Below are 25848 nucleotides of genomic sequence, written 5' to 3'. Positions count from 1 at the left end.
GAGGAGGTAGGATTCGAACCCACGGTACCTTGCGGTACAACGGTTTTCAAGACCGCCGCTTTCGACCACTCAGCCACTCCTCCGTCGCCTTACGGTAACGGGAATAAAATGGGAAACCCCGGTTCTGTCAAGGGGAGAATAAAAAGGGCGCCGGAGGGGCACCCTTTTAGGTGATATATTCAACGGAAATAATTACTTAAGACCCTGAATCGCCTGTTTAAAACCGTGTTTGGCGACGTCATTGCGGCATTGCTCGGAGATTGTCCAGCGGGTGGTTTCATTTTCGTAAACCATATCAACCGTACCGTTGTCAAACTCAAAACTGGCCGACCATTGGCCGTTGACATCCAAATCATTCAACTCATCCTCGCCGGTGCAGGCCAGATTGACGGTAAAATTAAGGCTGACATCGCCGTCGAGGGGACAATCACCATTCTCCGTCACAGCATCATCAATAAATAGGTCATTGATTGTTTCGCTGAAATACATGGCCAGATCGCAGGTCGCCGAATCGCTGCTGATTTCAAAGTCCAGTGAATCATAGGCATGACCGTCAAGCGTAAATTCATCAGCTCCAAAAACCCCGGAAAGATCCACACGTTCATGACTGCCGATTTCACCGCTGGTGGTTTCATCTTCATCGGTAAATTCGAAACCTATATTGAAATGGCCGCGGATGTTCAGAATCGTGACAGTTTCATCCGGCTCATACATATAGCTGGTGCCATCTCCGAATCTGAGGGAATCGACCCCCCGATATGCGAAAAACACATCATCTTCATCAGTCACTTCGACACTGCAGGTGACAATATGCCAGAAATTGGAAGTGTCATGGTCTATGATGTGTAGATAATTAATCTGGGCTCCACTTGCGACCCCGAGTTTACCGGGCACCTTCCGTGGTTCACCCGAAAGCTCGTCAATCAGGCCAAAAGTCAAGTCCAAAAGTTGCAGGTTCAGCTGGAAATTAACCTGCCCGGCGATGTCGGAAACAAATTCGATTTCCGGATCATCCGGATCGCCGGTTTTAAGACCGTCGTCGTCATCATCCGAACAGCCACTTATCAGGACCAATCCCAAACCAAGCAGGATTGTCAGACTCAGGATAAACAACTTTTTCATAATTAACCTCCTGTAAATGATATGTTATTGATATGTGCCGACATGTTTAAAACGATTATCGACCTTACATATGCCATAATAAAGAAAAAAATCAGAAATATTCGTACCTAACAGGATATTCCCTGATATTTAAAATCGCACGTCATAATTGATCGGACGGCATTATAGCATTTTTGTTACCGATTTACAATCAAAAAAATCAATTGAAAGATTTTTTATACAATATAGATAATTCGGGATAATAGAATAGTTTTCAAATGGGAATCACCGTTTTTTCGCCTGCGGACCCCCGTACAGGCCAATATCGGAACATGTTCCATCATTATCGAATATCTCCGGATGCCCGGCATCGACAGCCCGTGAACCGGCTTTCAGGATAAAAATGGAGTCTCCGACAAACCCGGGATCCACCGAGAGATTGCCATTGATATCGGTTTGATCCCAAATATCCCGGTAATTGCCTTCTTTATTATTCCAGACGATATTGTAAGCGAACTCCCATTTGGCCCAGTCGCCGTAATTCCAGACACCGACGCACGGGCACACCCATTCCTCGCGCCAGCCATTGTCGATTATGATATTGTTTATTATTCTTCCCCGGCTTTCATTGGACCACGGGGCCACACCGCAGTTGCCGTTGTGATGAACGACATTATTGGAAATATCCATATATGATTTCCCGGTGGCTATAATTCCCCAGCCGAGATTGTCCATGACGGCGTTGTTGCGGGCCGCCACCCAGGCGGTTCCGAAAGCCCCGATACCTTTCCAGTATCCGGCGACAATATTTCGATAGGCCAGACAGGTGGCATCCCAGGTGACACCGATTCCGGCGCCTCGTCCATCCTTGATCAGGCAATCGGTAATAATGGCTGTTGCTCCCCGATAAAGGGCCACCCCGTCCCAGCCATTATTGATAATCCGACAATTATCCACCAGGAGTTCAGCTCCCTCACGGCCGACTATTCCGGCGATACCGACCACAATCGAATCGACTCGATCGGTATTATCGCTGATATCACAATTGCGGATTTCGACTCCGGCATTACGGACCACCACGGCGGCATCGGTGGCCTTACCGTCGGGATCGCGATGTCCCCCGGTTATGGTCAGGTTTTGAAGTGATGAATGAGGTGAATTCACGAAAAAGATTCCATAACCCGAATGGGTGTTAATGGTTGTTTCGCCGCGACCGGTACCTATCAGGTGTAACGATTTATCCCGGACAACAAGACCACAGCTGGCTTTAACCGCCGTCCTGTGTTCGGTGCAATTGCCGCAGAGAGAATCGATGAAATCCGTCGGAACGGCATCGAAATCCCTGCCTCTGATTAAAATGGTATCACCATCGGAGGCAAAATCGATAGTGGCCTGCAAGTTATTCCCGCGCTCAATGGTCAGAGTCCGCGAATAAACATCTCCGGGCCCGGTGATAAGCCCCAGAAATAAAATCAGGATGATTTTTATTACTGATTTCGATGCGAACATACGTTTGAAAGATACGCCGCACCGGAAGATTGGCAAGTCTTATTTTTTTCGTGAAAGAGGTAAAATCCGGGCCGAATTAAAGTCATTCAAGAGATAAGATAAAAAAGACTGCCGGGCGGCGGCTCCAACAGTCTTTATTTTTTCAGGTTTATTTTATTAATAAACAACCCGAATCATGGCCCTTATCAAAAAACCGGGACTCTATTTCAGGTATTTAAGACGATAGAAATTACCCGGCCCGAATTCCGCCAATGATTTTTTAAATTCATCGGGAGTGAACCAGTTGCGGTTATCAACCGGCCAGGGACGCGGTAAATATAGTGACCGGGCCGGATCGCCGCCCATTCCGAAAAGAAACATCATCGCGCCATCCTTGTTGGAGCAGATATCAAATATCATAGCCGTATGTCCGGATGAATCGGGATCCTTGGGATCAAACTGGATATATAAATCCCCGGGCTGAATATTCTTCATTTCGATCGGGCCGGAAAGATTCAACAGCAGATTTTTGTTCTCAAGGCGACCGAAGATAAATTCCAGAAAGCGGTAGTATTCTTTTTCGTTCGAAGGTCGTTTTTCACCGGATTTGTAAACGAGACTGCCGTGAGCATCACGTTTATAACTTCCTCCCAGCCAGTGGTCGTAGGTAATAGTGTCACGAGGTGACAATATTATCGGGAAATTATCCAGTTGCCCGACGGCATGGAGAAACTCGATAACAATCTGCATGGCCACATCAGGGTCTTTCTGATTGACGGAACCGACCGCCAGATCGACCACGGCGGCTATGGAATCGGCCCGGGTTATAATATTCTGGTTCCAGTAGATCAGGGGGTGATACTGATTTTCAAGAGGCAGATTGGTGATCCAGGCCATGAAGGTATTCATTTTGGTGGAAGGGAATCTTTCATAACCGGGGGGTGTCGGGAAAACTCTTAAAACACTTCGCTCCGGGGCATAGTCAAGGGAAAAGGGATAAATTTTCGATTGTTCCCCGGCGGCAAAAGCGGCGCAAAGAATCAGGGTCGCGGTTACCGAAAGAATTAGCGTTTTTTTCATTTTGTTATCTCCTTATCATCCTGTGAAGTTTTATCCAGCAACTTATTTTCAATACCACAACACAGTTTTTTACACTCATCTCTTGCTGTTGGTCCCCATTTTTTTTAACGCCCGGGCGAATTTACTGATATCCTGAAAGGACCAGTTTACCTTCAGTTTTGCAAACATTTCCGTTAATTCCGGCAGTACCCTGACAGCGGTATCGTTATCGGGTAATTCGATTTCGAGCTCATAGTCAATCGAGTTATCCTGATAAACGGTTCGGTCCATCTCCAGACAGATTTCCACTCCTATCACTATACGAGAGAAGGCCATCCGGGAAGTCTCAAATGTCAATATTCTCGAAAGATTTTCAGGCGGAATAATTTTCGTTACCGCATTTCTAATTTCATCGGGAAGGATATCTACCGGCAAGCCGTAATTGAGAATTCCATCGACTTGCCCGGCCGGGAAGGGTGATTCAATCTCGGGTCGAACCGTTAATCCTGATATTTCTCTGATGGCCGGACCCTTGAGAGTCACCAAAACGGTATCTTCCGTTTCCCTGATACGGAGAGCCCAACCCCTCGCGCCAAGAGCATTATCGGCGCTGTCAAAAAAATGATTTACCTGCCGTTTCCTCTTTTGCGGAGATCCGAGATATTCAAGCAGGCGCCGGAAGTTGGCTTCACAGAACAGGTCAATTTTGATTTCTTTTTCTTCGGGCATCATAATGATTTTCCCGGGCATGAGAAACCGGGGTACAACAGAAAAGCCGCTCACCCCGGAACGGCTTTTCAATATCGGGAAACTTATTTAAACCTTTTTGGATGACGGGCTTCCCACTCAACGACAATCGGGCTGGCCACAAAGACCGAGGAATATGTTCCGACTATTACTCCAATAATAAGGGCCAGTGAAAAATCTCGAAGAACTTCACCGCCGAAAATATACAATGTAACCACCACCAGTAATACGGAAAGGGTCGTCATGATGGTCCGCGAAAGAACATCATTGATCGAGGTATTGACGGTGGCAACAAATTCGCCTTTTTTACGAAACTTGGCGAGATTCTCACGAATCCGGTCATAGACCACGACCGTGTCCGTTAATGAATACCCGGCCAGGGTTAGAAGGGCAGTTATCACCAGAAGTGAAATTTCCTTGTCGAGAATATAGAATATCCCCAGGACCGCCAGAACGTCATGAAAAGTGGCGATGGTAGCGGCCACCCCGGAGCGGAAATCAAAGCGCAATCCGATATAAATAATCATCCCCAGGATGGAAATCAAAATTGCCCACTGGGCGCTTTTTCGGAGGGATTCTCCCACGGCCGGCCCGATGGTGTGCTCGGAATCCTTCTGAAATTTATTATCGGGGAACCGTTCATTAATGACGGCGGTCAGTTTGTCAATGGCCTTTTCATCCCCGGCGGTGATTTCCTTGACCCGGATCATATAGGAATTGGGGACATTATAACGTTCCAGTTTCTGGATTGAGGCCTCGGGAAAACCGTTGCTTGTGACGGCCGCACGCAGATCGGCAATATTGATCGGATTTTCAAAGTTACCCTGAAGCATCGTCCCACCCTCGAAATCAATTCCCATATTCGCCTTGTTCAGCAGAATCATAATAAAGGCGAACAGGCCAAGAAGAATCAGCAGGGCGGATAACGCAAAGGCCTTCTTGCGATATCCGATAAAATCTATATTGGTTTCTTTTATTATCCTGAACATTCTCTATCTCCTTAAATACTGAGAGTTTTATAGCCTTTACGGATATCAAAAATCATCTTGGTAATGATAACAGCGGTGTAAAGCGATATGGTTACACCCCAGAACAGCGACACGGCGAAACCCTTAATCGGACCGGAACCAAACAGGAACAGGGCGCCGGCGGTGATCAGGGTGGTTACGTGGCTGTCGATAATGGTTAAAAGCGCCCGGTTATAGCCGGCATCAATCGAAGCCCGAATCGTCTTACCGGTTCTCAACTCCTCACGAATACGCTCGAATATAAGGATATTCGAATCCACCGAAATACCAATGGTCAGAATAATCCCGGCGATACCCGGCATTGTCAAAGTCGCACCAAGGGCGGCCATGATAGAGAGCAGGAAGAAGACATTAAAAATCAGTGCGACATCGGCAATCAGACCCGATATCCGATAATAAATACCGATAAAGACCAGCACCAGTAATAAACCGACAAACGATGCCGTCATTCCCTTTCGAATTGAATCGGAACCGAGAGTCGGTCCGACCACATTTTTCTCGATAATTTCAACCGGGGCCGGCAGGGCGCCTGCTTTGAGAACGATCGACAGATCCTTCGCATCCTCGAGAGTGGCTCCGCCACCCATGGTAATCTGACCGCTACCGCGGATTTTGGAACTGATAATCGGGGCCGATTCGACCTTATCATCGATTACAATCGCCAGCGGTTTATCAATATTTGAACCGGTCAGGCGGGCGAAAGCCGCCGAGGCTCGCCCGGACAGTTTGAAGTCAACCGTATGCTCCTGGAATTGACCTCGCCCCAGTTTAATGGATTCGAGATACTTGCCGAGAAATTGAACTTTTCTCTGCAGAAGATAAAGGAAATATACTTCCTGGGCATTCCTTAAATCCTTGCGTGTCGACCAGGCGAACTGATCCTCTTCCGGAATAACCCGTTGGACTTCCGGCATGGCCAGTATCTTTTCAAGTATTTTACGATCCCGAACCTGGACCGAATATCCCGGCCAAGGGGTATTGGTCCGATCCGCATACAGGAATGGTTCAAGGTACTGACTGAATGGTTTCTCCTCATCCATAAACATGGTTTCATCAATCTCGCCGGTACTGTCCTCGCCCAGAATACTTGCAAAAAAATCATCGTCGGCAGTCCCGGCGGTATCGATCGGAGTCACCTCGCCCGTTGTGGGTTCAGCCGAAGCGGTTTCGATTTTTTTCTCGCTTTTATTTTTTCCGCTTTCTTTTTCGGCTTTGCGAACCTCAGCCACCACAGAATCAATCTTATTTAGAATTATTTGAGCATTTTCAAAAGATTCCGTCAGCTTGAATTCCAGCTGGGCGGTTTGACCGATAATATCCTCGGCCCGTTCGGCATCGGTGTAACCAGGTAGATCGACAATGATACGATCATTACCCTGCTTCTGGATAACCGGTTCGGTTACGCCGGTAAAATCGATTCGGTTTCGGATGACCTGGATGGCTCGTTCTACCGCACCCTCGCGAGCGGTTCGGTCCAGTTTTTCCATCTGGACCTGAAGAACGACATGGATGCCACCCTGAAGGTCAAGACCCAGCCGCATGGCTTTGCGTTCCAGTTCGTTGATAGAGCCGGGTTTCTGATCCTCCATTTTCTGACGATCGGAATCGCTCAATGTCCACAATTTGAGCGTGTTCCAGAAGCCGATGAAGGCCAGAACAATTAAGATTCCTGTTATGGCAAAACGCCAGGTTTGACTTCTCATACAGCATAATCCTTAAGCTTTATGGTTATTGAATTGATCTCGTTTAAAAGGATAATGAAAAAGAAGGCAGAAAGAAGATCTTAGCTGGTGCCGGAGGGTTTGGCACCCACTAATGTAAATTCCAGAGCTTTTTCCGGAGAGATCGAAGCCTTGGTTGAAAGACCCGAATAGCGAGTTAAGTCGTTTATTTGTAGTGACTTATATTCTATGACGCGGCAGTGCGGGCGAACCGTTTCCAGAGTTTGACCGTTCACCAGAGCCGGCATGGACAGGGTTATCGAACGCTCGGTATCCCGATGCTCATTGGTTGCCATCGAACCGGAGCCAAGCGGTATTAGAATCTCGGAAAGCGAAGTTCCGCCGGAAACTCGTTCCTGATTAAAAACCCCGACTGTAATCATTATCGAGCCAAAAAAGATTAAAGCCGCCAGGCAGGCGGTCATAATCAGGCTTCGAACGGCATCACCGATATTTGTTTTCTGACCCTTTTCCATAAATTTTGATCCCAATATATCGGAAATCGAGTTATTGTCAATCCAAATCTGGCCTCGGGGCCTGATTTAATAGATCGGAAAAGACAAACTAAGAGCTTAACCAGTTTAAACTTATGTGCCGGACTACAATTCCTTCCGGACTCAGTCTGTATAATTTTCCAACAGGCAAGTCATTACCGGCGAATATTACTCCCGATCCCGAAACGGGATAAGGCGGGGATAATCTGTCAATACTCCCCGCGGTTGGGAACGATACAGATAAACTCGAAATCGCGGTCATAGGGATTTTCGAATTGATGCAGTGACTTGGGCGGGACCAGGGCGAAGTCTTTCTCGGCTACTTCATGCACCCGGCCGTCGATAGTCAGCCGTCCTTTTCCGGCCATAATATAATTGACATGCTCCCAGTCATGCTTATGTTTAGGGGTGTGACCGCCCGGCGCGATTTTGAAAACCCGAAGGGTGTAATTTTCCCAGCCCTCGTTTTTCCCGATTGGAATTCTTTTGGTCACGCCGATGACATCAGCCATTGTCACGTTCTTTTCATCAATTTCGTTGTATTTTCTAACCGGCATTTCTATTGACCTCCGCTTTTTTTATTTGGGATAATATACTCCTTCGGAAGTCAATTACGCAAAAAAAAGGACAGCCATTTTGGCTGTCCTTTGAATTCATTAGAATAATTGTCATTTCAGAAGAAGCATCTTCCGGCATTGGCTCTGTCTGTCTGCACTGAGGCGATAAAAATACAGACCGCTGGCCACCGTCCGGCGGCTGTCATCGCATCCATCCCACTCGACCCGATATACCCCGGCCGGTTTTTCTTCATTAATTAAAGTGCGAACCCTCCGTCCGAGGATATTATAAATATCCAGGCGTACCTGCGCCTGACGCGGCAGACTGAAGTCTATCCGGGTGCCGGCATTGAATGGATTGGGATGGTTCTGTTCAAGAGTGAAAGATTCCGGAAGCGGATTGTCGGTTTCATCATCGGTTCCCGTCGGATTGTTTTGAATCATATAATCAACCAATTGCCGGGCGGCCATATGATTCATGTACCATAGGTGATAACCGAACAGGTAAGTTACCCCCCCGGCAGTCTCAGTCATCAACCCAACCGGAAGATTCTCGTTCAATGATGTGGATGGGTACCGGGAACGATAAGTCTGTTTCTGGCAACCCTTGCCATTAAGAGCAAAAGCGGCCACCGAGGGGGCGGTGTTGGCCGGCCAGTAGTTGGTCAGAGTACTGTGGAATGGGTATCTCAGGGTATCATAATAAAGGGTCGGGGCGATGCCATCGGATGATTCAGCCTTGATAAAACCAAACAGAGTATCGATGAAGGGTGGAGTGGTATTGATTATGAAATATCCCAGACCGGGATAATACACCGAATCGATGCCAAAGAACTCACCGACAAATGCATTATTGATCGGGTACCAGGCCGGAGTGGTTGCATTATATGAAAATCCCAAAAAGCTCGACAATGCACCGAAATAGCAGAAAGTCCCGCCCGAAAGGATATATCGTGTCAGGCCTCGCGTGACCTCTTCATATCCGCCGCCATGTTCGGAATCACCCAGGCCGTCATCCATAATAACCAGTTTGTATGGCATAAAATCATGCCAGTCGACACAATTTTCCTTAACCTGAAGCGTGCAGACAGAAAACGAGGTGCTGTCGGCATAATCATAGATATCATAATCATAGCCGGCCAGCACGGAGTCGTAAAAGGCGGTCAATGTATCATAATAAACGCGGTCGATGCCATAACTGCTGCGTTGCAGAATAACCAGGATATCCCTGGTTCGTGGGGCAATCTTGTAAACCGTAATTTCATCGGAAAAATACGATTCGAATCCAAGCGGATCCACGGCGGTAATGACATATACATTGCCATCTTCGAAAACTGCATCATTAAATATTGTGTTGTCCCCATCCACTTGTGCATACAAGTCCATGGCGTAATAATAGTAATAGCCGCTTCCGACCAGAGTGGAATCGCGGGTCTCGAAACTCGCCCGGTTTTCACCCTGATCGTAAAACGGAAGAAAACGATCCCCGGCCGAAGCCTCATCGGCGAATTTGTAAATATTATAATGATCGATATTCCCGCCTTCCGGTGCCGACCAGCTGATAGTAACCGGGTCATCCTCGGCGGCGAAGAAAAATTCGGCGGTTGGAACCGGGATCATAGTCGGATCAAAAACATGCGCAATAACCGGGTCGCCGAGATTGCCGATAGCCCGGCCGGATATATTGGCCACATTGGCATAGTAGATTTTATCGGGATCAAGATCGGTAAAGGTAAATTCCGTCTGTAAGCCTGCATTCGCATAAAACTGGTACGCCTCCGGTCTCAGCCACGGTGGTATGGTCCCGGGATGAGGAATCGAATCCAGAGGTAATTCCGCCAGCATGATCTGATACCCGGTCACTTCCGGGAAAACCCACGGGTCCCATTCCACTTTGATTGAACCAGTATCCCGCTCTGTTATCCGAAGACCGATTACCGGATTTTCGGGATTCAGTAACAATCCGGCCAGATATTCCGAATAGGCGGCATTGGCGCGAACATCATTGAAATCAAGATTGGATAAGTAAATAGACGGATTGTGGGGGGAAAAGAAATGCTCGAAATTGACCGGATCGGTATGGACCGAATCTCCGGTAAACATGGCGTAGAGAATACGGGCGCTTTGTCCCGGTTCCAAATTAAAAGTTCCCAAAGACAGCAGAAACCTGGTATCGTAACCATTTGCGAAATCGAGAGCGAGGATTGAAGGCGGCAGCCATCCCGCAACGCTATCATCCAGAGCAGATTCGATTTGATCATAATCCCATTCGTTGTGGCTCAGAATATAATATTTATTGGCATCCCCCTCAGGCGTGCCCAGAAAACCGCCGAAATCGCGAAAGGGATCTTCCTCCGTGCCCGCAAGACGAGGGCCAAAATCGTAATCAGCATAACCGTTGGAAATCCACCAGTTATAGTTAGTGACGGATATGTCAAATGATGTCTCCAGGTATTTGAAGGCAATCGCTTGAACCGGGGAATTGATGTCGAACTCTTCCTGGTCATTGGGATCGCCGTCATTATCGATTATATAGGCAATCTGCTCATCGGATAGCGAACCGGTAACGTCATCGCTGAAACCCAAAGAAGTATTTTCCATGCTATAAACATCGCCATCAATATAACAGCCCAGATACGCATCCTCAATATAGTCCGAACCGATATTGGTTAAAACCAGATCATAGATGATGGTCTCGTTATATGGAGCGGTGTGCCAGGCATGAGACCGGTTGACTATTTTCAGGTTCATCGGCTGGTGCGGTCTTCCTGAATAAGGATCGTAGCCAACATACTGCGGTGATGTAACCGTATCGTAGTATTCGGCTCTCATGGCAAAATCGGAGATATCTTCGAAGGGGGTTATTGATGGTTGCGGCGGATTTCCGGGCCACATTTCCAGAATATATTGCCAGCCGTCCGCCCCGACCGAAACCAGAGTGTCCCCACCGACAATTCCTCCGACCCATAGAGCCCCGGCAAAAAGATACTCAATATTACTGCCGGGGGGTGATTCAAAGGAGACCAGGGGCCAGTCGGGAAAAGTGGTGGGACTGCCAGGGAAAAAATTATGGCCGAAATGGCCATAACAATCAAAAGAGGCATTGATCCGACCTGTTTGCTGAACCCCAAAATCCACCGGCCAGCCGATAATTGGCGCCAGATCGTATTCTGAAGTTGATGAGATTTCATAGGTTTGCCCGCTCCCGGTCGAATTAAAATCATCATATTTATCCCGGGGATGCGCCGTTTCGGCCGTTGTAAATAGGAGAAAAGCCAAACAAGCCAGAGAAGTGAGCCACTTATACATAAGATCCTCCCATAGTTTATATCATTATTAAGACGAGAAACCGGGCAAAACAAAAAAAAGATTTTTTAATACTTTTGTTACCAATATAAATTAATTCATCCTCTAATATTGTCAACGGGTAAGTCCTTATTGATACATTGTTTTATTTGCAAAGCAAAATGTATTTCATAAGTTGTTGAAATGGATCAGGCTGTAATTATTGAAAAGATAAAGAAAAAGGGACCAAACCACTTGATGTTTTTATCTTCCGGCGAGAATTTGCCGATTCCCCGGGAAATTATTGATAAATACTCACTGACCGCGGGAGTTTCGCTTCCGGAAGAAAAATATCACCGGATCAAACATGAGGCCGATCTGATGCGGGCCGAAAATTACCTGCTTTATCTTCTTTCGCGGCGTTCCTATACCTATGGACACCTGGCCCTGAAACTGGCCGAGAAAGGTTTTGAAAAAATCCTGATCAATGGTTTGCTGAATGATTTCACGAGGCGGGGTTTGATCGATGACCGGGCCTATGCCCGCCAGATGACCGAATCCATCTTGCGCCGCAAACCGGCCGGTCGGAATTTTATCATTGCCCGGTTGCGGGCCGGTTATATTCCCCGCCAGATTGCCGAGGCGGTCGTCGATGAAATTCTCGAAGATGTTGATGAATACGAAATTGCGGTAAAATTGATGCGTTTAAGGAAAGCCTATTTTTCCAAATTTGACCTTGAAACCGCCCGGCGGAAAGCGTATAATTATCTGTCTCGCCGGTCAATAGGATACCGTGCGGCCCAAATGGCTTTTGAGAAAATCATGAAGGAGGATGACTGAGATTAAGACTTCCGAAATAAGACAATCGTTTATCGACTACTTTAAGAGCCGCGATCACAAGCTCTACCGCTCCTCGCCGGTTATTCCGTTCGATGATCGGACCTTGATGTTTGCCAATGCCGGCATGAATCAGTTTAAGGATATTTTTACCGGGCGGAAAACTCCGGAATACCCAAGAGCCGTATCGGTTCAGAAATGTATGCGGGCCGGGGGAAAGCACAATGATCTCGAGAATGTCGGCCGGACCGGCCGGCATCATACTTTCTTCGAAATGCTGGGTAATTTCTCCTTTGGCGATTATTTCAAAGAGGAGGCGATTTTTTATGGCTGGGAATGGGTGACCAAATATCTTCGGCTCCCGGCCGATCGTCTTTATGCCACGGTCTATAATGATGATGATGAGGCCTTTCAACTCTGGGGAAAAATCGCTCCGGAATTGAAAAACGGCCGAATTCTGCGTTTCGATAAAAAAGAAAATTACTGGTCGATGGGTGATGTCGGCCCCAACGGGCCCTGTAGCGAGATACATTTCGACCGCGGTGAAAAATTCGGCACCGGACCTGAGGTTACAGTCAATGGCGAGGGTGACCGCTTTGTCGAAATCTGGAACCTGGTTTTCATGCAGTACAACACCGGTCCCGACGGTGTCACCGAACCGCTTCCCAAACCATCGGTCGATACCGGCGCCGGTCTTGAACGGATTGCCTGCATCATGCAGAATGCCGATTCCAACTATGAAACCGATATTTTCCTTACCCTGATCGAAAGTATATCGGAGATAACCGGCCGGAAATATCACTCGGACAACCGCGGTGTTTCGCATCGGGTAATCGCCGATCATATCCGGGCCCTGACATTCTGTATTGCCGATGGCGGCGGGCTTTCCAGCGAAAAACAGGGATATGTTCTCCGGCGGATTCTTCGCCGGGCGGCGCGTCATGGCCGGAAACTGGGTATGAATGAACCGTTTATTTATAAAATTGTTCCGACCCTGACTAAGACTATGGGCGATGTCTATCCCGAAATAAGTGAAAAACGAACCCATATCGAAAATGTTATCCGCTCGGAAGAGGAATCGTTCGGGCGGACGCTTGATACCGGCCTGGAGTTGTTCGACGCGCTTGCTGAAAGACTCAAACGCTCAGGTCAGACCGTCGTGTCGGGCGAGGAAGTCTTTCGACTCTATGATACTTACGGTTTCCCGGTGGATCTGACCAATGTCATGGCCGAGGAGAAAAACCTGACCCTCGACATGGCCGGATACGAAAAGAAGATGCAGAAGCAACAGGAGCAGTCACGAACTTCATCGCAGTTCGCCGGCGGGCAAAAAGAACAATTCCAGTTAATGCTGACCGAGATGCTGGGCCAGTTGCCGCAGGAACAACTGAAAACGGAATTTGTCCGTGAAAAATTCGAAATTACCTCCCCGGTGGCCGAGGTTTTCGAACTCACCGATGGTCAGGATCGGCTTCTGGCGGTAATCCCGCAGAAAACGCCTTTTTATGTCGAAGCCGGGGGACAAACTGGAGATCAGGGCTATATCTCATGCGATCTGTTCAAAATTAAAGCGGAACATCTTTTCAAAATCAACGAAGCTATCGTGCATCTCGGGCATATCGTGGAGAAAAACTACGAAGACCTTAAAGATGTTGGCGAATTTGACGTTAAATTGTCCCTGTTCAAAGAGCGCCGAATGGATATCATGCGAAACCATACCGCCACCCATCTGCTCCATGCCGCTCTCAGGAAAGTCCTGGGGGAACATGTGCGTCAGTCTGGTTCGTATGTCGGCCCGGATAAACTGCGTTTCGATTTCTCCCATTTCCAGCCGCTGACATCGGCGGAACTCAAGGCGGTGGAGATGATCGTCAATGGTAAAATCCTCTCCGGGACGCCGGTAGCAACGGTCGAGGACGATCTCGAGAAGGCCCGCCATTCGGGCGCCATGGCCATTTTCGGGGAAAAATACGGTGACCGGGTCCGGGTGGTGTCGGTCGATGATTTCTCTAAGGAATTATGCGGTGGAACGCATGTCGATAATGTTTCGCAAATCGGGACCTTTATTATAACTCTCGAAACGGCCGTGGCCTCGGGTATCAGGAGAATCGAGGCGGTCACCGGGCATGAGGCTATGCTTTATATCTCGCGACTGAAAGATGCTGTCGATCAGATCAGCCATATCACCAATCAGCCGCTCGAAAGTCTGGCCGAGGCGGTAACTGAAACTTATGAAAAATTACTCCAGCTTCAGAAGGAAAACAAAAAGCTCAAATCCGAAAAATTCACCGGCGGAGCCCTGTCGGTTGGAAAAGAAATTAAAGTCGACGGGGTTTCGGTGAGGTTTCATGATTTCGGCGAGGTGGCGTCTGAAGAAATGGCCGGATGGATAGACGGCGGTAAAAGCGAGAATTACCCTTTGATCTGTATCGCTATCGGGAATATTAATGGGAAAAGGACCTTCATGTCATCGGCCAGCGGCCAGGCGTCTATTCATGTTGGCAAGCTGTCGCAGGGTATTCTGGCCGAGCTGGGCGGCAGGGGAGGAGGTAAACCCACTTTCGCCCAGGGCAGTCTGCCCGATACTATCGATCCCGATGAAGTCCTGAAGACAGTGGAATCGAAATTAAAGGAATTTATGGATAAAGGGCATTGATGCAGGTTTTTAAAACCCTGATGGAAGTAAAAGAAAACCGGGGCGGCGGGTTCCTGTTGCTTCTGGACCCCGACCGGTCTTCCGCCAAAAGTCTTCTCCTGCTGGCCGAGAAAGCGGCGGAATATCATGTTGATGCTCTCCTGGTCGGCAGTAGTTTTATTATCCAGACCGGATTTCATGATATGGTTCGCCAGATAAAAAATCGGGCCTCGGTTCCGGTTATAATATTCCCCGGTTCGCACAGCCAGATTTCACCCTATGCCGATGCCGTCTTGTTTACTTCGTTAATCTCCGGCCGCAATCCGCTTTACCTGATCGAGGAGCAGGTGCGCGGTGCTCCCCTGATGAAGGAGTATGGATTGGAACCGATACCGACCGGTTACATGTTGATTGATTCGGGGCGGGCCACTTCGGTGCAATATGTTTCCGGCACCTACCCGATTCCAGCCGATAAACCCGATATCGCCTGTGCCCATGCCCTGGCGGCCCAATACCTGGGGATGAAAATGGTTTTTATGGAAGCCGGTTCCGGGGCAAAGGAATCGGTTCCCGAGGAGATGATTGCCGCCGTTACCGGGTATATTGATTTGCCGGTGATGGTCGGAGGAGGGCTTCGACAACCGGAGGAAATCGAGCGCCGAATTCAGGCCGGGGCCTCGTTTGTGGTGGTTGGCAATCATTTTGAAGCACATGACAATTTGTCGGCGTTACTGGAATTCACCTCGGCCGCGCATCCGACCGAACAGGTTCATATATGAATAGCGAGCAAAGAATAGAATTGATCAATAAGGCCGTTAAAGAATCAGCGGCACTTCGCCTGGCGGTCGGTGAGGCTCTGGCCGAACCGTTAATTGAACTGGCTAATGTCATCAGCGGGGTGCTTGGTTCCGGGGGAAAATTACTGATATGCGGCAATGGCGGTTCCGCGGCCGACAGTTCGCATATGGCGGCCGAAATGATTGTCCGTTTGACCGCCGACCGCAACCGGCAATCCCTGCCGGCCATCGCCCTCAACGCCGATACGGCCGTTATGACCGCGGCGGGAAATGACTTTGGATATGACCAGGTGTTCGCCCGACAGGTTCAGGGACTGGGTAACCGGGGGGATATGTTATTTCTTATATCTACCTCCGGCAATTCGGTCAACCTGGTCAAAGCCGCCGAGGCCGCGCGGGAGAAAAAAATGATTGTGGCGGCTCTTCTGGGAGGGGATGGCGGCAAAGTGGCGCATCTGGCGGATAAAAAATTGGTTATCCCTCACAGTTCAACTCAGAGAATTCAGGAAGAGCAAATATTTCTTATACATCTTCTGGTGGAATTAACAGAGAGCGATTTATTCGGATGAATGGCCGCCTTTCCGCAATCTCGATCAGAATCGGAACATACAGCCTGTTCGGGTATTTCTTGGGATGTACTTTTAGCCACGCCCTGGGGCAGAATTTTCTCGCCCTGGCGTTGCTTTCAATAATCGTTGCCTATTTTTCCGGAGAATATCGTAAGACAGGAAATTTCAGGAATTATTTCTGGATCTTTGTCGGACTTTTTCTGGCCTGGTCAATAATATCATCGATTGTTGGCTCCACGCCCGGTCGTTCCCTTTTCATTCTTAAGGAAGAGTGGCTGTTTTTGATGATCCCGGCGGCGGCTTTGCTTTTATCCGATGAAAAGAAACTCAAAACCGGTCTTGTTCTTTTTGCCATATCCTTTTTAATGGTATCGGTTTATGCCGTCTGGCAGCACTTTTCCGGGATAGACCCGTACCATGGGACCACTCTTGCTAAAGCTTTCGATGGCGGGTTTCGAGTGACCGGCAATTTTTCTCACCGCCTGACCTTTGGCAATTTTTTCGCCACTGGTTCGATCCTTTGTCTGGCCTGTGCCCCCCGTCTTTCGGGCAGATTGTATCAGAGCCTATTCTATGGCGCTTTTGCGGTCTCGGCCACGGCCGTAGTTTTCACTTACAACCGAAGTTCCATTGCGGCATTGGTGTTTGGAATAGTCATGTTTTTTTTCCTGTCCGGCAGGAAATATATTAAAACCGCATTGATTCTGTTGGCCGCGATTATCCTGGTAGTTTTGATTCTGACCCCGGAAATCTACCGGCGTTACACTGATACCCTGCAGATGGAACTTGAAGGGACCCATCAACGTTCCCGCCAATCGACCTGGCGCACTGGAATAAGGATGTTTGCCGATAATCCCGTGTTTGGAGTTGGACCGGGTAATTACTATGATAACTCGGCAAAATATCGTGATAAAACCTCAATCCGGCTAAATGGTCATGCCCATAATGATGTCATTAATATTGCGGCCTATGCCGGTCTTCCGACGGCGATTTTTTATTTGGGTTTCTGGGTGATGATAATTGTAAAAATGATAAGGCTGTTGAGGAAATTAAAGGAGAAGACCTTTATCCGGGCGGTGATAATCGGAACCTTGCTGGCCTCGTTAGTATTTTTTATCACTTCGTTTTCGGAATCGACTTTTGCCGATGAAGAAGTACGATTATTTTTAATGGCCATTTGGGGAATATTTTTCGCGGCTGAAAGAGTGGTTAAGGGGAGCCTGAAAACAGCCGAAAGTATAGAAAAAGCTTGACAAACCGGTAATTGTAATTATAATAGGACGCTGTTATTGAATTATGGCTAAGAAAGTTAAGAAAGACGAGAAGGAACGGTTCGAGTGGCCTTTCGGCCCGAAGAACTACATCGTGTTTGCTATCGGTATCCTGGTGATTATTGTCGGCTACATATCACTGGCCGCCGGTTCGATCACTCTGGCACCGATCCTGCTGGTTCTGGGCTATTGCGTTTTGATACCGATTTCGATCATAATCAGCGGGAAAAAGAAACTGCCTCCTGCCGAGAATGCTGAGGCCAAGAGCTAAGGGACCGGAGTTTATGAGGGCAGTTAGCTCAGTTGGTTAGAGCACCTGCCTTACACGCAGGGGGTCGCAAGTTCGAGTCTTGCACTGCCCAGTAAAAAGACCGGACTTTAAAAGACACGATTAAGCCATAAGGATGGCAAAGATATTAAAGGTGGGTTAAAAAAAGCGGGTTATTTGAGTTACAGATAGATATTACAGTTATTCGAGTCGGGGTTGTAGTTCAGTTTGGTTAGAACGCCTGCCTGTCACGCAGGAGGTCGCGAGTTCGAGTCTCGTCAACCCCGCTTTTTATCACTCTCAGCAAACTCTGGATGTTTTAGCAGGTATTCCAGAGGCTTTTCAGAATCTCCAAGCGGAAAAATAGATATCTTTAGGGTGTCTTCCCCCAAGACAACTTCTTGAACCATAAGCTGTAACAGGCGAGTCTGCTCCTCTGGAGTCAGTTCGTTGTAGATGGCCCGGAAATCCCGTAGCGTCTTTGTAAGCAATTCAGTGTCGATTTGGTAGTCTTTGAGCTGGCCAATCTCGAATTCCAGACGCTGAATCTGAGCTTCCAGTTGTTCTTTTCGCGTTTCCAGTTCTGGTAGACGGTCAGACATAGCTTTGGGCAGGTCGCCGTGCTTCTCCACGTACCGAATCATGTTGTCGATTGAGTCTTGAACCGGCTTCATTTCCTTTTTCAGAGCATTCAGCTCTTTGGTCTTGCTCTTGGCATTGGTCACCGAAGCCTTGTTAGCCTTGCGAACAGCTTCTTTAGCGACGGCCTCGTCTGTTCCGATCTCACACAGCTTATTAACGACCGCATCCTCAATCGCACGAGCACCAATCTTTCTGACTTTACATTCATCTTTTGAATACTTTGAGACTTTGGTGCAGCGGTAATAAAGATACTTGCCGCTCTTGGCTGGACTCGGTGTCATCATCGAGCCGCAATCACCGCATTTGAGGATACCCCTTAGCCGGAAGTTGTACTTATTCTGGGTCGGTCCGGTGCGGGTCTGTTTGTTTTTCTCCAGCATCTTCTGTACGTGGTTGAACCGGTTGACCGGAATAAGCGCCTTATGTTTGCCTTCAAAGCTCTGGCCGCCAAACGTCGTCTTTCCAATATAGAGCGGATTGGACAGAATGTAAGTAATCGTCCACTTGGAGAATTTGGTTTTCTTCTTGCTCTTTGTGCGGTAGCCCATCGCGTTAATCTCTTTGGCTACCGCTGCCGGCGATCCCAGCTTCACAAAAAGGTCAAAGATCTTCTTAACAACAGCCGCTTCTATCTTGTGCGGAATCAGCAGGCCCTTCCTATCCTTATGGCGTTCATATCCAAATGGAGATCTTCCACCGTGCCAGAGACCTTCTTCTGCCTGAGATAACATCTTCGCCCGCGTTCTCTCTCTGATCGTCTCAAGCTCAAACTCAGCGAAGCTCATTAGAATATTGATAAAGAACCGGCCATGAGCGGTCGTAGAGTTTAGTTCCTGTGTGGCGCAAACGAATTGACAATCATGCTCTTGCATTATTTCGTAGAGTGTCCAGAAGTCTTTGATATTCCTGGTCAGCCGATCCATCTTGGTCGTGACGACCACATCGACTTTGTTCTGCTTGATATGTTCGAGAAGCTCGCTTAGTCCGGGGCGATCAGTACTCCCGCCGGAGCTGAGGTCTTTTATCGTGGTCACATACTTCCAGCCGTTCGGCTCCTGGCTGGCGATGTAAGCTTTGCAAACCTTTTCCTGACTCTCAAGCGACGAGTACTCTGCGCGGCGGTGCTGGTCCTCCGTGGACAGCCTCGCATAAACGTAGCATCGTTTCTTTTCACCATTGACTGGACTCAAGACTGCTTCCCTCGCCCCGGTTTGACATTCTTGTCTATTAGCTGTTCTACCCAGTCCTGAATAGTCTGGTTTTCCTTCGCCACCTGAATTCGCAGTTGCTGGTGAAGCTCCTCACTCAGTCGAATGTGAATCATCTTCGGTTTCGTATGAGTCGTTTTTTCTCTCGGCATATCCATCCGCCTTGCTTAGAATGTTCAGTTATAAATATAGCTTGTATTTCCATGCTGCGCCAGTTATTTTGCGATCAATTGGGAGTCTTAGTATATGACCAAGAAAGCCGACCATCTTTTCATCAGTTACGCTGGCGAGGATTGGGTATTCGCTGAATGGCTCGCCCGAAAACTCGCGTCTGAAGGTTATGCCGTATGGTTTGACCGATTAAAGCTACTCGGGGGCGAATCATATCCAAAGGATATCGACTATGCGATAAAGAAGAGAACGTTCCGACTACTCGCCCTTCTTTCGCGAAGCTCTATTGACAAGCCCAATCCCAGGAAAGAACGCACCTTAGCCCTGAATATTGCGCGGGAAGAGGAAATAGACTTCCTGATCCCATTGAATGTGGACGGCCTGAGTGCTACTGAGCTTGACTGGATGACTAACGACCTGACGTTCATACCGTTCCATAGAAGTTGGCACCAAGGGCTACAGCAACTCCAGAAGAAGCTCAAGTCAATAGACGCACCAAAGACCCTTGAAGATGGACGACAACGCTCATTACAATCCTACGAGCCTAAGGTGAAGCTGAATGAAGGGGGCGAGCAACTCATATCGAACATCTGTCCCATTGTTTCCCTGCCTTCGCAAGTTTACAAGTACACACTTCGAAAGTCCCTAAGTCGACTTGATAAATCAGAACTTCAGTCACGCTGGGCTTATGTCTCAAGGGGATCGAGAGGAAGAGGACACAAAGAGCTTCTGGCATTTCAACTTCCACCCGTCGACTTCGACATGGCCCTCATTGCAAATAGAGACGTGCATTCACTCGATAAGGAGAAATTGGACGGTATGCCGACGAATCATATTATATCGGCACTACTCCACAAATCGATCAGAAATGAATTTCTCAGACTCGGTTGCAAGGAGATATCGGGTGCGCGAGTGCTGTATTTTCCCGCGGGAATACTGAAGCAGGACCGTATTGAATTTAGAAACTATACTGGACGAAACACATATGTATTCGCAACCGGAACAAGGAAGTATACACGTCAGGGCGAGGCAACTACTTACTATTATCACCTTTGTCCGGTGATTAAGATACGCCAGGATTTGAGCCAATCTTTCCTGCTCCAACTTGGAACCAGATTGCATATCGCTGACAGCCATGGCGATCCGCTTCCTCCTCGTTCAGCGTTGTCAAGACGCAAGCGCATAGCCAAATCTTGGTTTAATCATCAATGGCTTAGTAGGATTCTGGCTATACGTAGCTTCTTGGCACAGGGAAGCGACAACATTGTCATTGACGATCGTATGGGTGGCACACCAATTGTTGTTGGGCCTATTTTGCAGTCAGCAATTCCAGTAGGAATTGGCGAGCTTCCGGAGCAAGAAGAAGATTTGATTGATGTCACTGATCATGAGTTTGATGAAGACAAGGAAGACGCGGACGATGAAAGTTATGTCGATTGATTCCCTCTATCTGCCGGAGCCTGAATTGCAGTTCAGATATGGCCAAAACATGATCGATCCACATGCTGGACTCGAACTTCTTGGTCCCTTCGACGCTGATCTATCATCACACCCTTCGTCAATTCCATATGCAGTCATAGGTACTCCTCAAGGCATTTTGAACTTTCGGAAGTGGGCAGAAAGAATGCAACTAGCGGCTATATCCGTAGCCGATCCTGAAAGCGCATATCTCTGGCCTCCGTTTCCGGGATTTGAGTCCACTTATAACTGCTCATTTGAAGTTGATCCTGTGTGGACACTCAAGCTAGACCCAGGCAAAATCGATAGAGCAACACTATTCAATGATCCGGATAAAAGGGCTTATAGCGTTGCTAATCTGTATGTTGAAGGCCTTAAAACTGCCGAAAAGCGGGATGAATCTATAGCGTTGGCCATTTGTGTAGTACCGGATATTGTGTACGAGCGCTGCCGGTCCAAGTCGAAAATCACTGGAGGTGTAGGTTCCCGGCTGGCTAAGAGAGAACGAGCCATGAGGAAGCGAGGCCAGGTGCACATGTTCGACCAGTTCGATCCCGAGCAATATCAGTATTCGGTAGATTTTCGCCGCCAGCTTAAGGCCAGAGCAATGCAACACTCGATTCCAACACAGATTATCAGGGAATCAACCTTGAGATTGATTGATGCCGGGACACCAGATGAAAGAGGGTTAACGCATCTATCTGATAGAATGTGGAATCTATCCACAGCCATTTACTATAAGGCCGGAGGTAAGCCATGGCGTTTAGCATCGCCCAGACCAGGTGTGTGCTATGTCGGCGTGTCATTTAAGAAGACGGATCCGTCGATTGAAAATCGGACTGCTTGCTGTGCGGCGCAGATGTTCTTGGATTCAGGTGATGGTGTTGTTTTTATGGGAGAATCGGGTCCTTGGTATTCGCCGAAAACACGCCAATGTCATCTTACAAAGGATGCAGCCACGAAGTTGCTCACAGGCGTGCTAAACACCTATCGTCAGCTCGAAGGGAGGGACCTGGCAGAAGTATTCCTTCACTACCGTTCTACTATGGACGATGATGAGTATCAAGGCTACTTGTCGGCGTGTCCGAGCAATACGAAGCTCGTAGGCATTCGTGTTAGAACGGAGAGACATGGGTTGCAGCTTTTTAGGCAGGGTAAGATGCCAGTAGTTCGGGGAACACTGCTCAGAATAGGAGGCAGCGTTTGCTACCTTTGGGCATCTGGATATAAGCCCAATATAGGTACCTACGATGGTTGGGAAGTGCCTGCCCCGCTCCGAATCGATATCGAACATGGAGAAGCAGATATTGTTGAGGTAGCAAGAGACATTCTTGGTTTAACAAAACTCAATTACAATGCCTGTAAACTCGGGGATTCGGAACCAGTAACAATTGGCTTCTCTGATGCTGTCGGAGAAATACTCGTCTCTAACTTGCGCGTGGCAAATCCGAAACCAAACTTCAAATTCTATATATAGCTTTTCAGAGCTAATGGAGGCCGGATAAGTGGATTGGAAGTCATTTCAAGATTTTGCTGGCACGGTAATGGGTAATCACTTCAATACAGTCCTCAGTGAGCGGCAGCCCACCGGCTGTCCCAAGAAATGTGATTATGTTTCACCAAATGGCGAGATTGTAGGTGACGCGAAATATCTCACTTTGGTAGACGGACATCGACTCCCGCCAGCTAAATTCATGGAAATTGCGGGGCATGTATGGCTACTAGAGAAGACGCCAGGGGCAAAAACCCGGTTTCTTGTATTTGGCAATCAGCGACGAGTTTCGGAATGGTGGTTAGAGAAATATGGTGGTCTAAACACCCTTGTCCAATTCTATTTTTTGTGCGACGATGGAACCCTGGAGCAACTGGTCTAGATACTCGGAGTGTGCCTTTTGAAGTCGCCGTCGTCGACAAAAGCAGTTGGTCCCCGCTATAGCCATCCAGAAATACCAGGCAGGCCACCATTTTGAATGAGCTTCAAGTGACCAAGTATTCAGCCAACGTCAGCCAATAACTCTTCTTCTTGGTCATCATAATGATAGTCGGTCGGCATGCCCCGACTTACTTCGTATTGCCTGTGTCAAACATACTCTTGATTGGATCAGCCATCCAGGACTCTATCTGCGATTCGACGAGTGATCGATCTTCCCCGTATCGTATTCGTGATAGCTGAATAATGGCATCACGATGACTGTCTTGTCCAGTTGGTTCTGGCAGTGTCTGGGCACTGAAAGCTTCGGTTGTCTTACCCTCGATGGATAGCTTGACATAGGTGTCGTACGCGGAGAGTGACTGTAGATCCGAAGCTTTGAACGTTGGGAAATATTCCTTTTCGAGATATTCACCGTCCTCAGCGCCTATCCTAAACGCCATTATTGTCCCCACATTACCGAATACGGCTGATTTGAGCTTCAGCGGTAGTTGGGCCAGGTATTGGTGCGCCAAGACCAAATGGAGGCCAAATTTGCGCATTTCAGAGAGTGTGTGGGCAAAGTTATCCGAAGCAAAACTCTGGAATTCATCAATATATACAGTATATGGCTTTCGCTTGCTTTGTAGTGTATCTGACCGCGACATCGCGGTTAGAAATAGCTTAGAGACGATGAGAGAACCCAAAAGGCCGGTGTTGTCCTCTCCAAGCCGCCCTTTGGCCAGGTTTACGATCAAGATCCTGCGTGAATCCATTACCGAGCGGAAATCAACCTTGTTTTGGGCCTGTCCGAGGATGTTCCGCATCACCGGCACCGATAGGAACTGACCAACCTTGTTCTGGATTGGAGATATTGTCTCAGTCCGAAAAACCTTTGGATACAACTCATACTCCACCTGCCAGAAGGTGCGGACAACCGGGTCTTGCACCTTACTGAGCACAACCGCCCGGAATTCGGGATCGATTAGTAAACGAGGAATCGAGAGCAATGTGTGTCCATTACACTCGAGTAATACAAGAATCGTATTCCTTAGAATGTACTCAAGTCGAGGTCCCCAGGAATCAGACCAGATCTTCTTGAAAATGTCAACCAGATGAGAGGCGATCAAATGGCGTCCGGCAGACTTGTCGCCGTCAAGCAGGTTTATTCCCACCGGATATTCAGTGTCAGCCGGGTTGATGTAGATGACATCGGTCATTCGTCTCTGGGGGATATGATCTAACAACTGCTCCGCCAAGTCGCCGTGCGGGTCTATCAGGGCTACACCCTTACCACGCTGTATGTCCTGAACCAGCATGTTTAGCAAGAGCGTAGATTTGCCCATTCCAGTCTGTCCGACGACGTAAACATGCCGTTGTCGGTCATGATCCTTGATCCCAAACCGCTTCCGCTGATTGCGGTAGTTTGTCTCGCCCAAAATGGTAATACCCTGATCATTCATATCGCGACACCTTACCAGAGATTCTGTTTCTAGTCGATACCCAATTCGTTGCCGGCTCCGGCAATTGACGGTCTATACAGACCTGCTAAGGTCCAGATTGATCACACAAAAACAGTCCTTTTCACAATCACCCCAAACCTAAGGAGGACAGTATGTCTGGAAATGGCAGTCTGGTGAAGACGATTGAAATCAAGGATCGTCAGGGTCGAGTAATCGCGACCGAGGATGTTGTCACGTATGCGGGCTTGTTGAGTCTGGCTCACGACCAGGGTCTCAAGAAGATCGAGACCGCGCTGGTGCAACTTCCCGAGGAAGCAAACGGTCACACCGCCGTTTTCTTGGCCATTGTGGAAACCGAGAGCGGAATCTACAAGGGTCACGGCGATGCCAGCCCGGATAACGTCGCGTCGAGGATTATTCCTCACATCATTCGGATGGCGGAAACCCGCGCGAAAGCAAGGGCACTCCGCGATGCTGTCAATATCGGCGTTGTGTCGATTGAGGAACTGGCTCTGGAGGGAAATGGCCGACCTGTCAATGGTGGTTCAACTGAACCACAGTCAGGTCCGGGTAATAACAGGATTCCCGGTGTCAGGAGTAGATCAAGGCCACAGGCCGAGTCAGAGCAATCAAGCAGCTCTGATTCTCCTATGACCGATGCTCAGCGCCGGTACTTGTTCCGGCTCCTGGCCGAACGGCAGATCGAAGGCGATGACGCTCACAAATACCTGCTTGAGAAAGCCGGTGTCGAGTCGTTGGACCAGATCACCAAAAGCAAAGCGAGCATTCTGATTGACGAGATGGTCAACGCGGCCAAACCGGCCGAGGAGGTTCCGTTTTGAACACCAATCGGAACGGTCATCCGACAGATCATGTCTCAGTATCGCAGATCAACCTCTACCTGATGTGTCCGCTCAAATACCGCTACGTGTATGTGGACAAGCTGCCACGCCCATTCAAGCCAATTGAATTGGCGCTCGGCACCGCATTCCACGCGGCGGTTGAATGGTGGCACAAACGCAGGAAGAACGGTTCGTCTCCGAGTGCTGAGGATGTCGGAAGGATTCTGGCAGCCGACCTACGAGCGCAGGCTGAGGAGAAACTGCAGTACAAGAACGGCGAGTCACTCGATGATGTAAT

General features: G+C 48.4%; 23 protein-coding genes and 2 tRNA genes. 13 read left to right on the top strand and 12 right to left on the bottom strand.

What is annotated here, in order from left to right; all coding sequences use genetic code 11:
* Positions 1 to 192: 192 nt before the first annotated feature.
* The 9 genes from JXQ28_13905 to JXQ28_13865 all read right to left on the bottom strand — a co-directional run bounded on the left by JXQ28_13905 (position 193) and on the right by JXQ28_13865 (position 11504).
* On the bottom strand, positions 193 to 1122 hold the full coding sequence (locus tag JXQ28_13905; GenBank protein MBN2278826.1) for a hypothetical protein: 930 nt from the start codon (positions 1120 to 1122) through the stop codon (positions 193 to 195).
* A 264-nt stretch (positions 1123 to 1386) separates the two neighbouring features.
* Positions 1387 to 2610, bottom strand: coding sequence for a right-handed parallel beta-helix repeat-containing protein (locus JXQ28_13900; protein MBN2278825.1), 1224 nt, complete (start codon positions 2608 to 2610; stop codon positions 1387 to 1389).
* 201 nt (positions 2611 to 2811) lie between these two features.
* On the bottom strand, positions 2812 to 3669 hold the full coding sequence (locus tag JXQ28_13895) for a hypothetical protein (protein ID MBN2278824.1): 858 nt from the start codon (positions 3667 to 3669) through the stop codon (positions 2812 to 2814).
* 75 nt (positions 3670 to 3744) lie between these two features.
* A complete protein-coding gene (locus JXQ28_13890; protein ID MBN2278823.1) occupies positions 3745 to 4380 on the bottom strand; it encodes a CYTH domain-containing protein in 636 nt (211 codons plus the stop codon).
* An 80-nt stretch (positions 4381 to 4460) separates the two neighbouring features.
* Positions 4461 to 5384 (bottom strand): protein translocase subunit SecF, encoded by a 924-nt coding sequence (secF, locus tag JXQ28_13885; protein ID MBN2278822.1) that lies wholly within the window; start codon positions 5382 to 5384, stop codon positions 4461 to 4463.
* 11 nt (positions 5385 to 5395) lie between these two features.
* A complete protein-coding gene (gene secD / locus JXQ28_13880; GenBank protein ID MBN2278821.1) occupies positions 5396 to 7126 on the bottom strand; it encodes a protein translocase subunit SecD in 1731 nt (576 codons plus the stop codon).
* A gap of 80 nt (positions 7127 to 7206) precedes the next feature.
* Positions 7207 to 7620, bottom strand: a complete 414-nt coding sequence (locus JXQ28_13875) for a hypothetical protein (GenBank protein ID MBN2278820.1) — start codon at positions 7618 to 7620, stop codon at positions 7207 to 7209.
* Positions 7621 to 7847: 227 nt separating this feature from the next.
* Positions 7848 to 8195 (bottom strand): cupin domain-containing protein, encoded by a 348-nt coding sequence (locus JXQ28_13870; protein MBN2278819.1) that lies wholly within the window; start codon positions 8193 to 8195, stop codon positions 7848 to 7850.
* A 111-nt stretch (positions 8196 to 8306) separates the two neighbouring features.
* Positions 8307 to 11504 (bottom strand): T9SS type A sorting domain-containing protein, encoded by a 3198-nt coding sequence (locus tag JXQ28_13865; protein MBN2278818.1) that lies wholly within the window; start codon positions 11502 to 11504, stop codon positions 8307 to 8309.
* A 234-nt stretch (positions 11505 to 11738) separates the two neighbouring features.
* Between JXQ28_13865 and JXQ28_13860 the strand changes: the two genes are divergently transcribed.
* The 8 genes from JXQ28_13860 to JXQ28_13825 all read left to right on the top strand — a co-directional run bounded on the left by JXQ28_13860 (position 11739) and on the right by JXQ28_13825 (position 18144).
* Positions 11739 to 12320 carry a regulatory protein RecX gene (locus tag JXQ28_13860; protein ID MBN2278817.1) on the top strand — a complete coding sequence of 194 codons (582 nt, stop codon included), beginning with the start codon at positions 11739 to 11741 and terminating at the stop codon, positions 12318 to 12320.
* Complete coding sequence (alaS, locus tag JXQ28_13855) at positions 12313 to 14973, top strand: alanine--tRNA ligase (GenBank protein ID MBN2278816.1); 2661 nt, start codon at positions 12313 to 12315, stop codon at positions 14971 to 14973. Before JXQ28_13860 ends, alaS begins: the two co-directional genes overlap by 8 nt.
* Positions 14973 to 15731: a geranylgeranylglyceryl/heptaprenylglyceryl phosphate synthase gene (locus JXQ28_13850; GenBank protein ID MBN2278815.1), complete on the top strand. Its 759-nt coding sequence runs from the start codon at positions 14973 to 14975 to the stop codon at positions 15729 to 15731. The genes alaS and JXQ28_13850 overlap by 1 nt, the downstream gene beginning before the upstream one ends.
* Entirely contained in the window at positions 15728 to 16318 is a 591-nt protein-coding gene (locus JXQ28_13845) for an SIS domain-containing protein (GenBank protein MBN2278814.1), read from the top strand. Before JXQ28_13850 ends, JXQ28_13845 begins: the two co-directional genes overlap by 4 nt.
* The gene (locus JXQ28_13840; GenBank protein ID MBN2278813.1) at positions 16315 to 17571 is read left to right on the top strand and encodes an O-antigen ligase family protein; all 1257 of its coding nucleotides are present in this window, start codon (positions 16315 to 16317) and stop codon (positions 17569 to 17571) included. The genes JXQ28_13845 and JXQ28_13840 overlap by 4 nt, the downstream gene beginning before the upstream one ends.
* 43 nt (positions 17572 to 17614) lie before the next feature.
* The gene (locus JXQ28_13835; GenBank protein MBN2278812.1) at positions 17615 to 17860 is read left to right on the top strand and encodes a hypothetical protein; all 246 of its coding nucleotides are present in this window, start codon (positions 17615 to 17617) and stop codon (positions 17858 to 17860) included.
* 17 nt (positions 17861 to 17877) lie between these two features.
* Positions 17878 to 17951: transfer RNA gene (locus JXQ28_13830), tRNA-Val, on the top strand.
* 118 nt (positions 17952 to 18069) lie between these two features.
* Positions 18070 to 18144, top strand: a tRNA-Asp gene (locus JXQ28_13825).
* On the opposite strand, the gene JXQ28_13820 is transcribed toward JXQ28_13825, so the two are convergent.
* Together JXQ28_13820 and JXQ28_13815 are read right to left on the bottom strand one after the other, a co-directional pair.
* Positions 18136 to 19689, bottom strand: coding sequence for a recombinase family protein (locus tag JXQ28_13820; GenBank protein ID MBN2278811.1), 1554 nt, complete (start codon positions 19687 to 19689; stop codon positions 18136 to 18138). The genes JXQ28_13825 and JXQ28_13820 overlap by 9 nt on opposite strands.
* Positions 19686 to 19859: a toxin-antitoxin system HicB family antitoxin gene (locus tag JXQ28_13815; GenBank protein ID MBN2278810.1), complete on the bottom strand. Its 174-nt coding sequence runs from the start codon at positions 19857 to 19859 to the stop codon at positions 19686 to 19688. The genes JXQ28_13820 and JXQ28_13815 overlap by 4 nt, the downstream gene beginning before the upstream one ends.
* Before the next feature lie 94 nt (positions 19860 to 19953).
* On the opposite strand from JXQ28_13815, the gene JXQ28_13810 reads away from it, so the two are divergent.
* From JXQ28_13810 to JXQ28_13800, 3 genes are read left to right on the top strand one after another with little or no spacing between them, the layout of a single operon-like run.
* Positions 19954 to 21318: a toll/interleukin-1 receptor domain-containing protein gene (locus JXQ28_13810; protein ID MBN2278809.1), complete on the top strand. Its 1365-nt coding sequence runs from the start codon at positions 19954 to 19956 to the stop codon at positions 21316 to 21318.
* A complete protein-coding gene (locus tag JXQ28_13805; GenBank protein ID MBN2278808.1) occupies positions 21299 to 22813 on the top strand; it encodes a hypothetical protein in 1515 nt (504 codons plus the stop codon). The genes JXQ28_13810 and JXQ28_13805 overlap by 20 nt, the downstream gene beginning before the upstream one ends.
* Before the next feature lie 28 nt (positions 22814 to 22841).
* A complete protein-coding gene (locus JXQ28_13800) occupies positions 22842 to 23210 on the top strand; it encodes a hypothetical protein (protein ID MBN2278807.1) in 369 nt (122 codons plus the stop codon).
* 187 nt (positions 23211 to 23397) lie between these two features.
* On the opposite strand, the gene JXQ28_13795 is transcribed toward JXQ28_13800, so the two are convergent.
* Complete coding sequence (locus JXQ28_13795; GenBank protein MBN2278806.1) at positions 23398 to 24708, bottom strand: type IV secretion system DNA-binding domain-containing protein; 1311 nt, start codon at positions 24706 to 24708, stop codon at positions 23398 to 23400.
* Positions 24709 to 24860: 152 nt separating this feature from the next.
* Here JXQ28_13795 and JXQ28_13790 point away from each other — a divergent pair, with 152 nt between their 5' ends.
* Complete coding sequence (locus JXQ28_13790; GenBank protein MBN2278805.1) at positions 24861 to 25550, top strand: hypothetical protein; 690 nt, start codon at positions 24861 to 24863, stop codon at positions 25548 to 25550.
* Positions 25547 to 25848, top strand: a 302-nt coding sequence (locus JXQ28_13785; protein MBN2278804.1) for a PD-(D/E)XK nuclease family protein, incomplete at its 3' end; no start/stop codon positions are given. The genes JXQ28_13790 and JXQ28_13785, both read left to right, overlap by 4 nt.

This window comes from Candidatus Zixiibacteriota bacterium (assembly GCA_016933955.1).
In the GTDB taxonomy this organism is placed as follows: Bacteria; Zixibacteria; MSB-5A5; order GN15; family PGXB01; genus JAFGTT01.
This window is presented reverse-complemented; position numbering and strand designations above follow the sequence as displayed.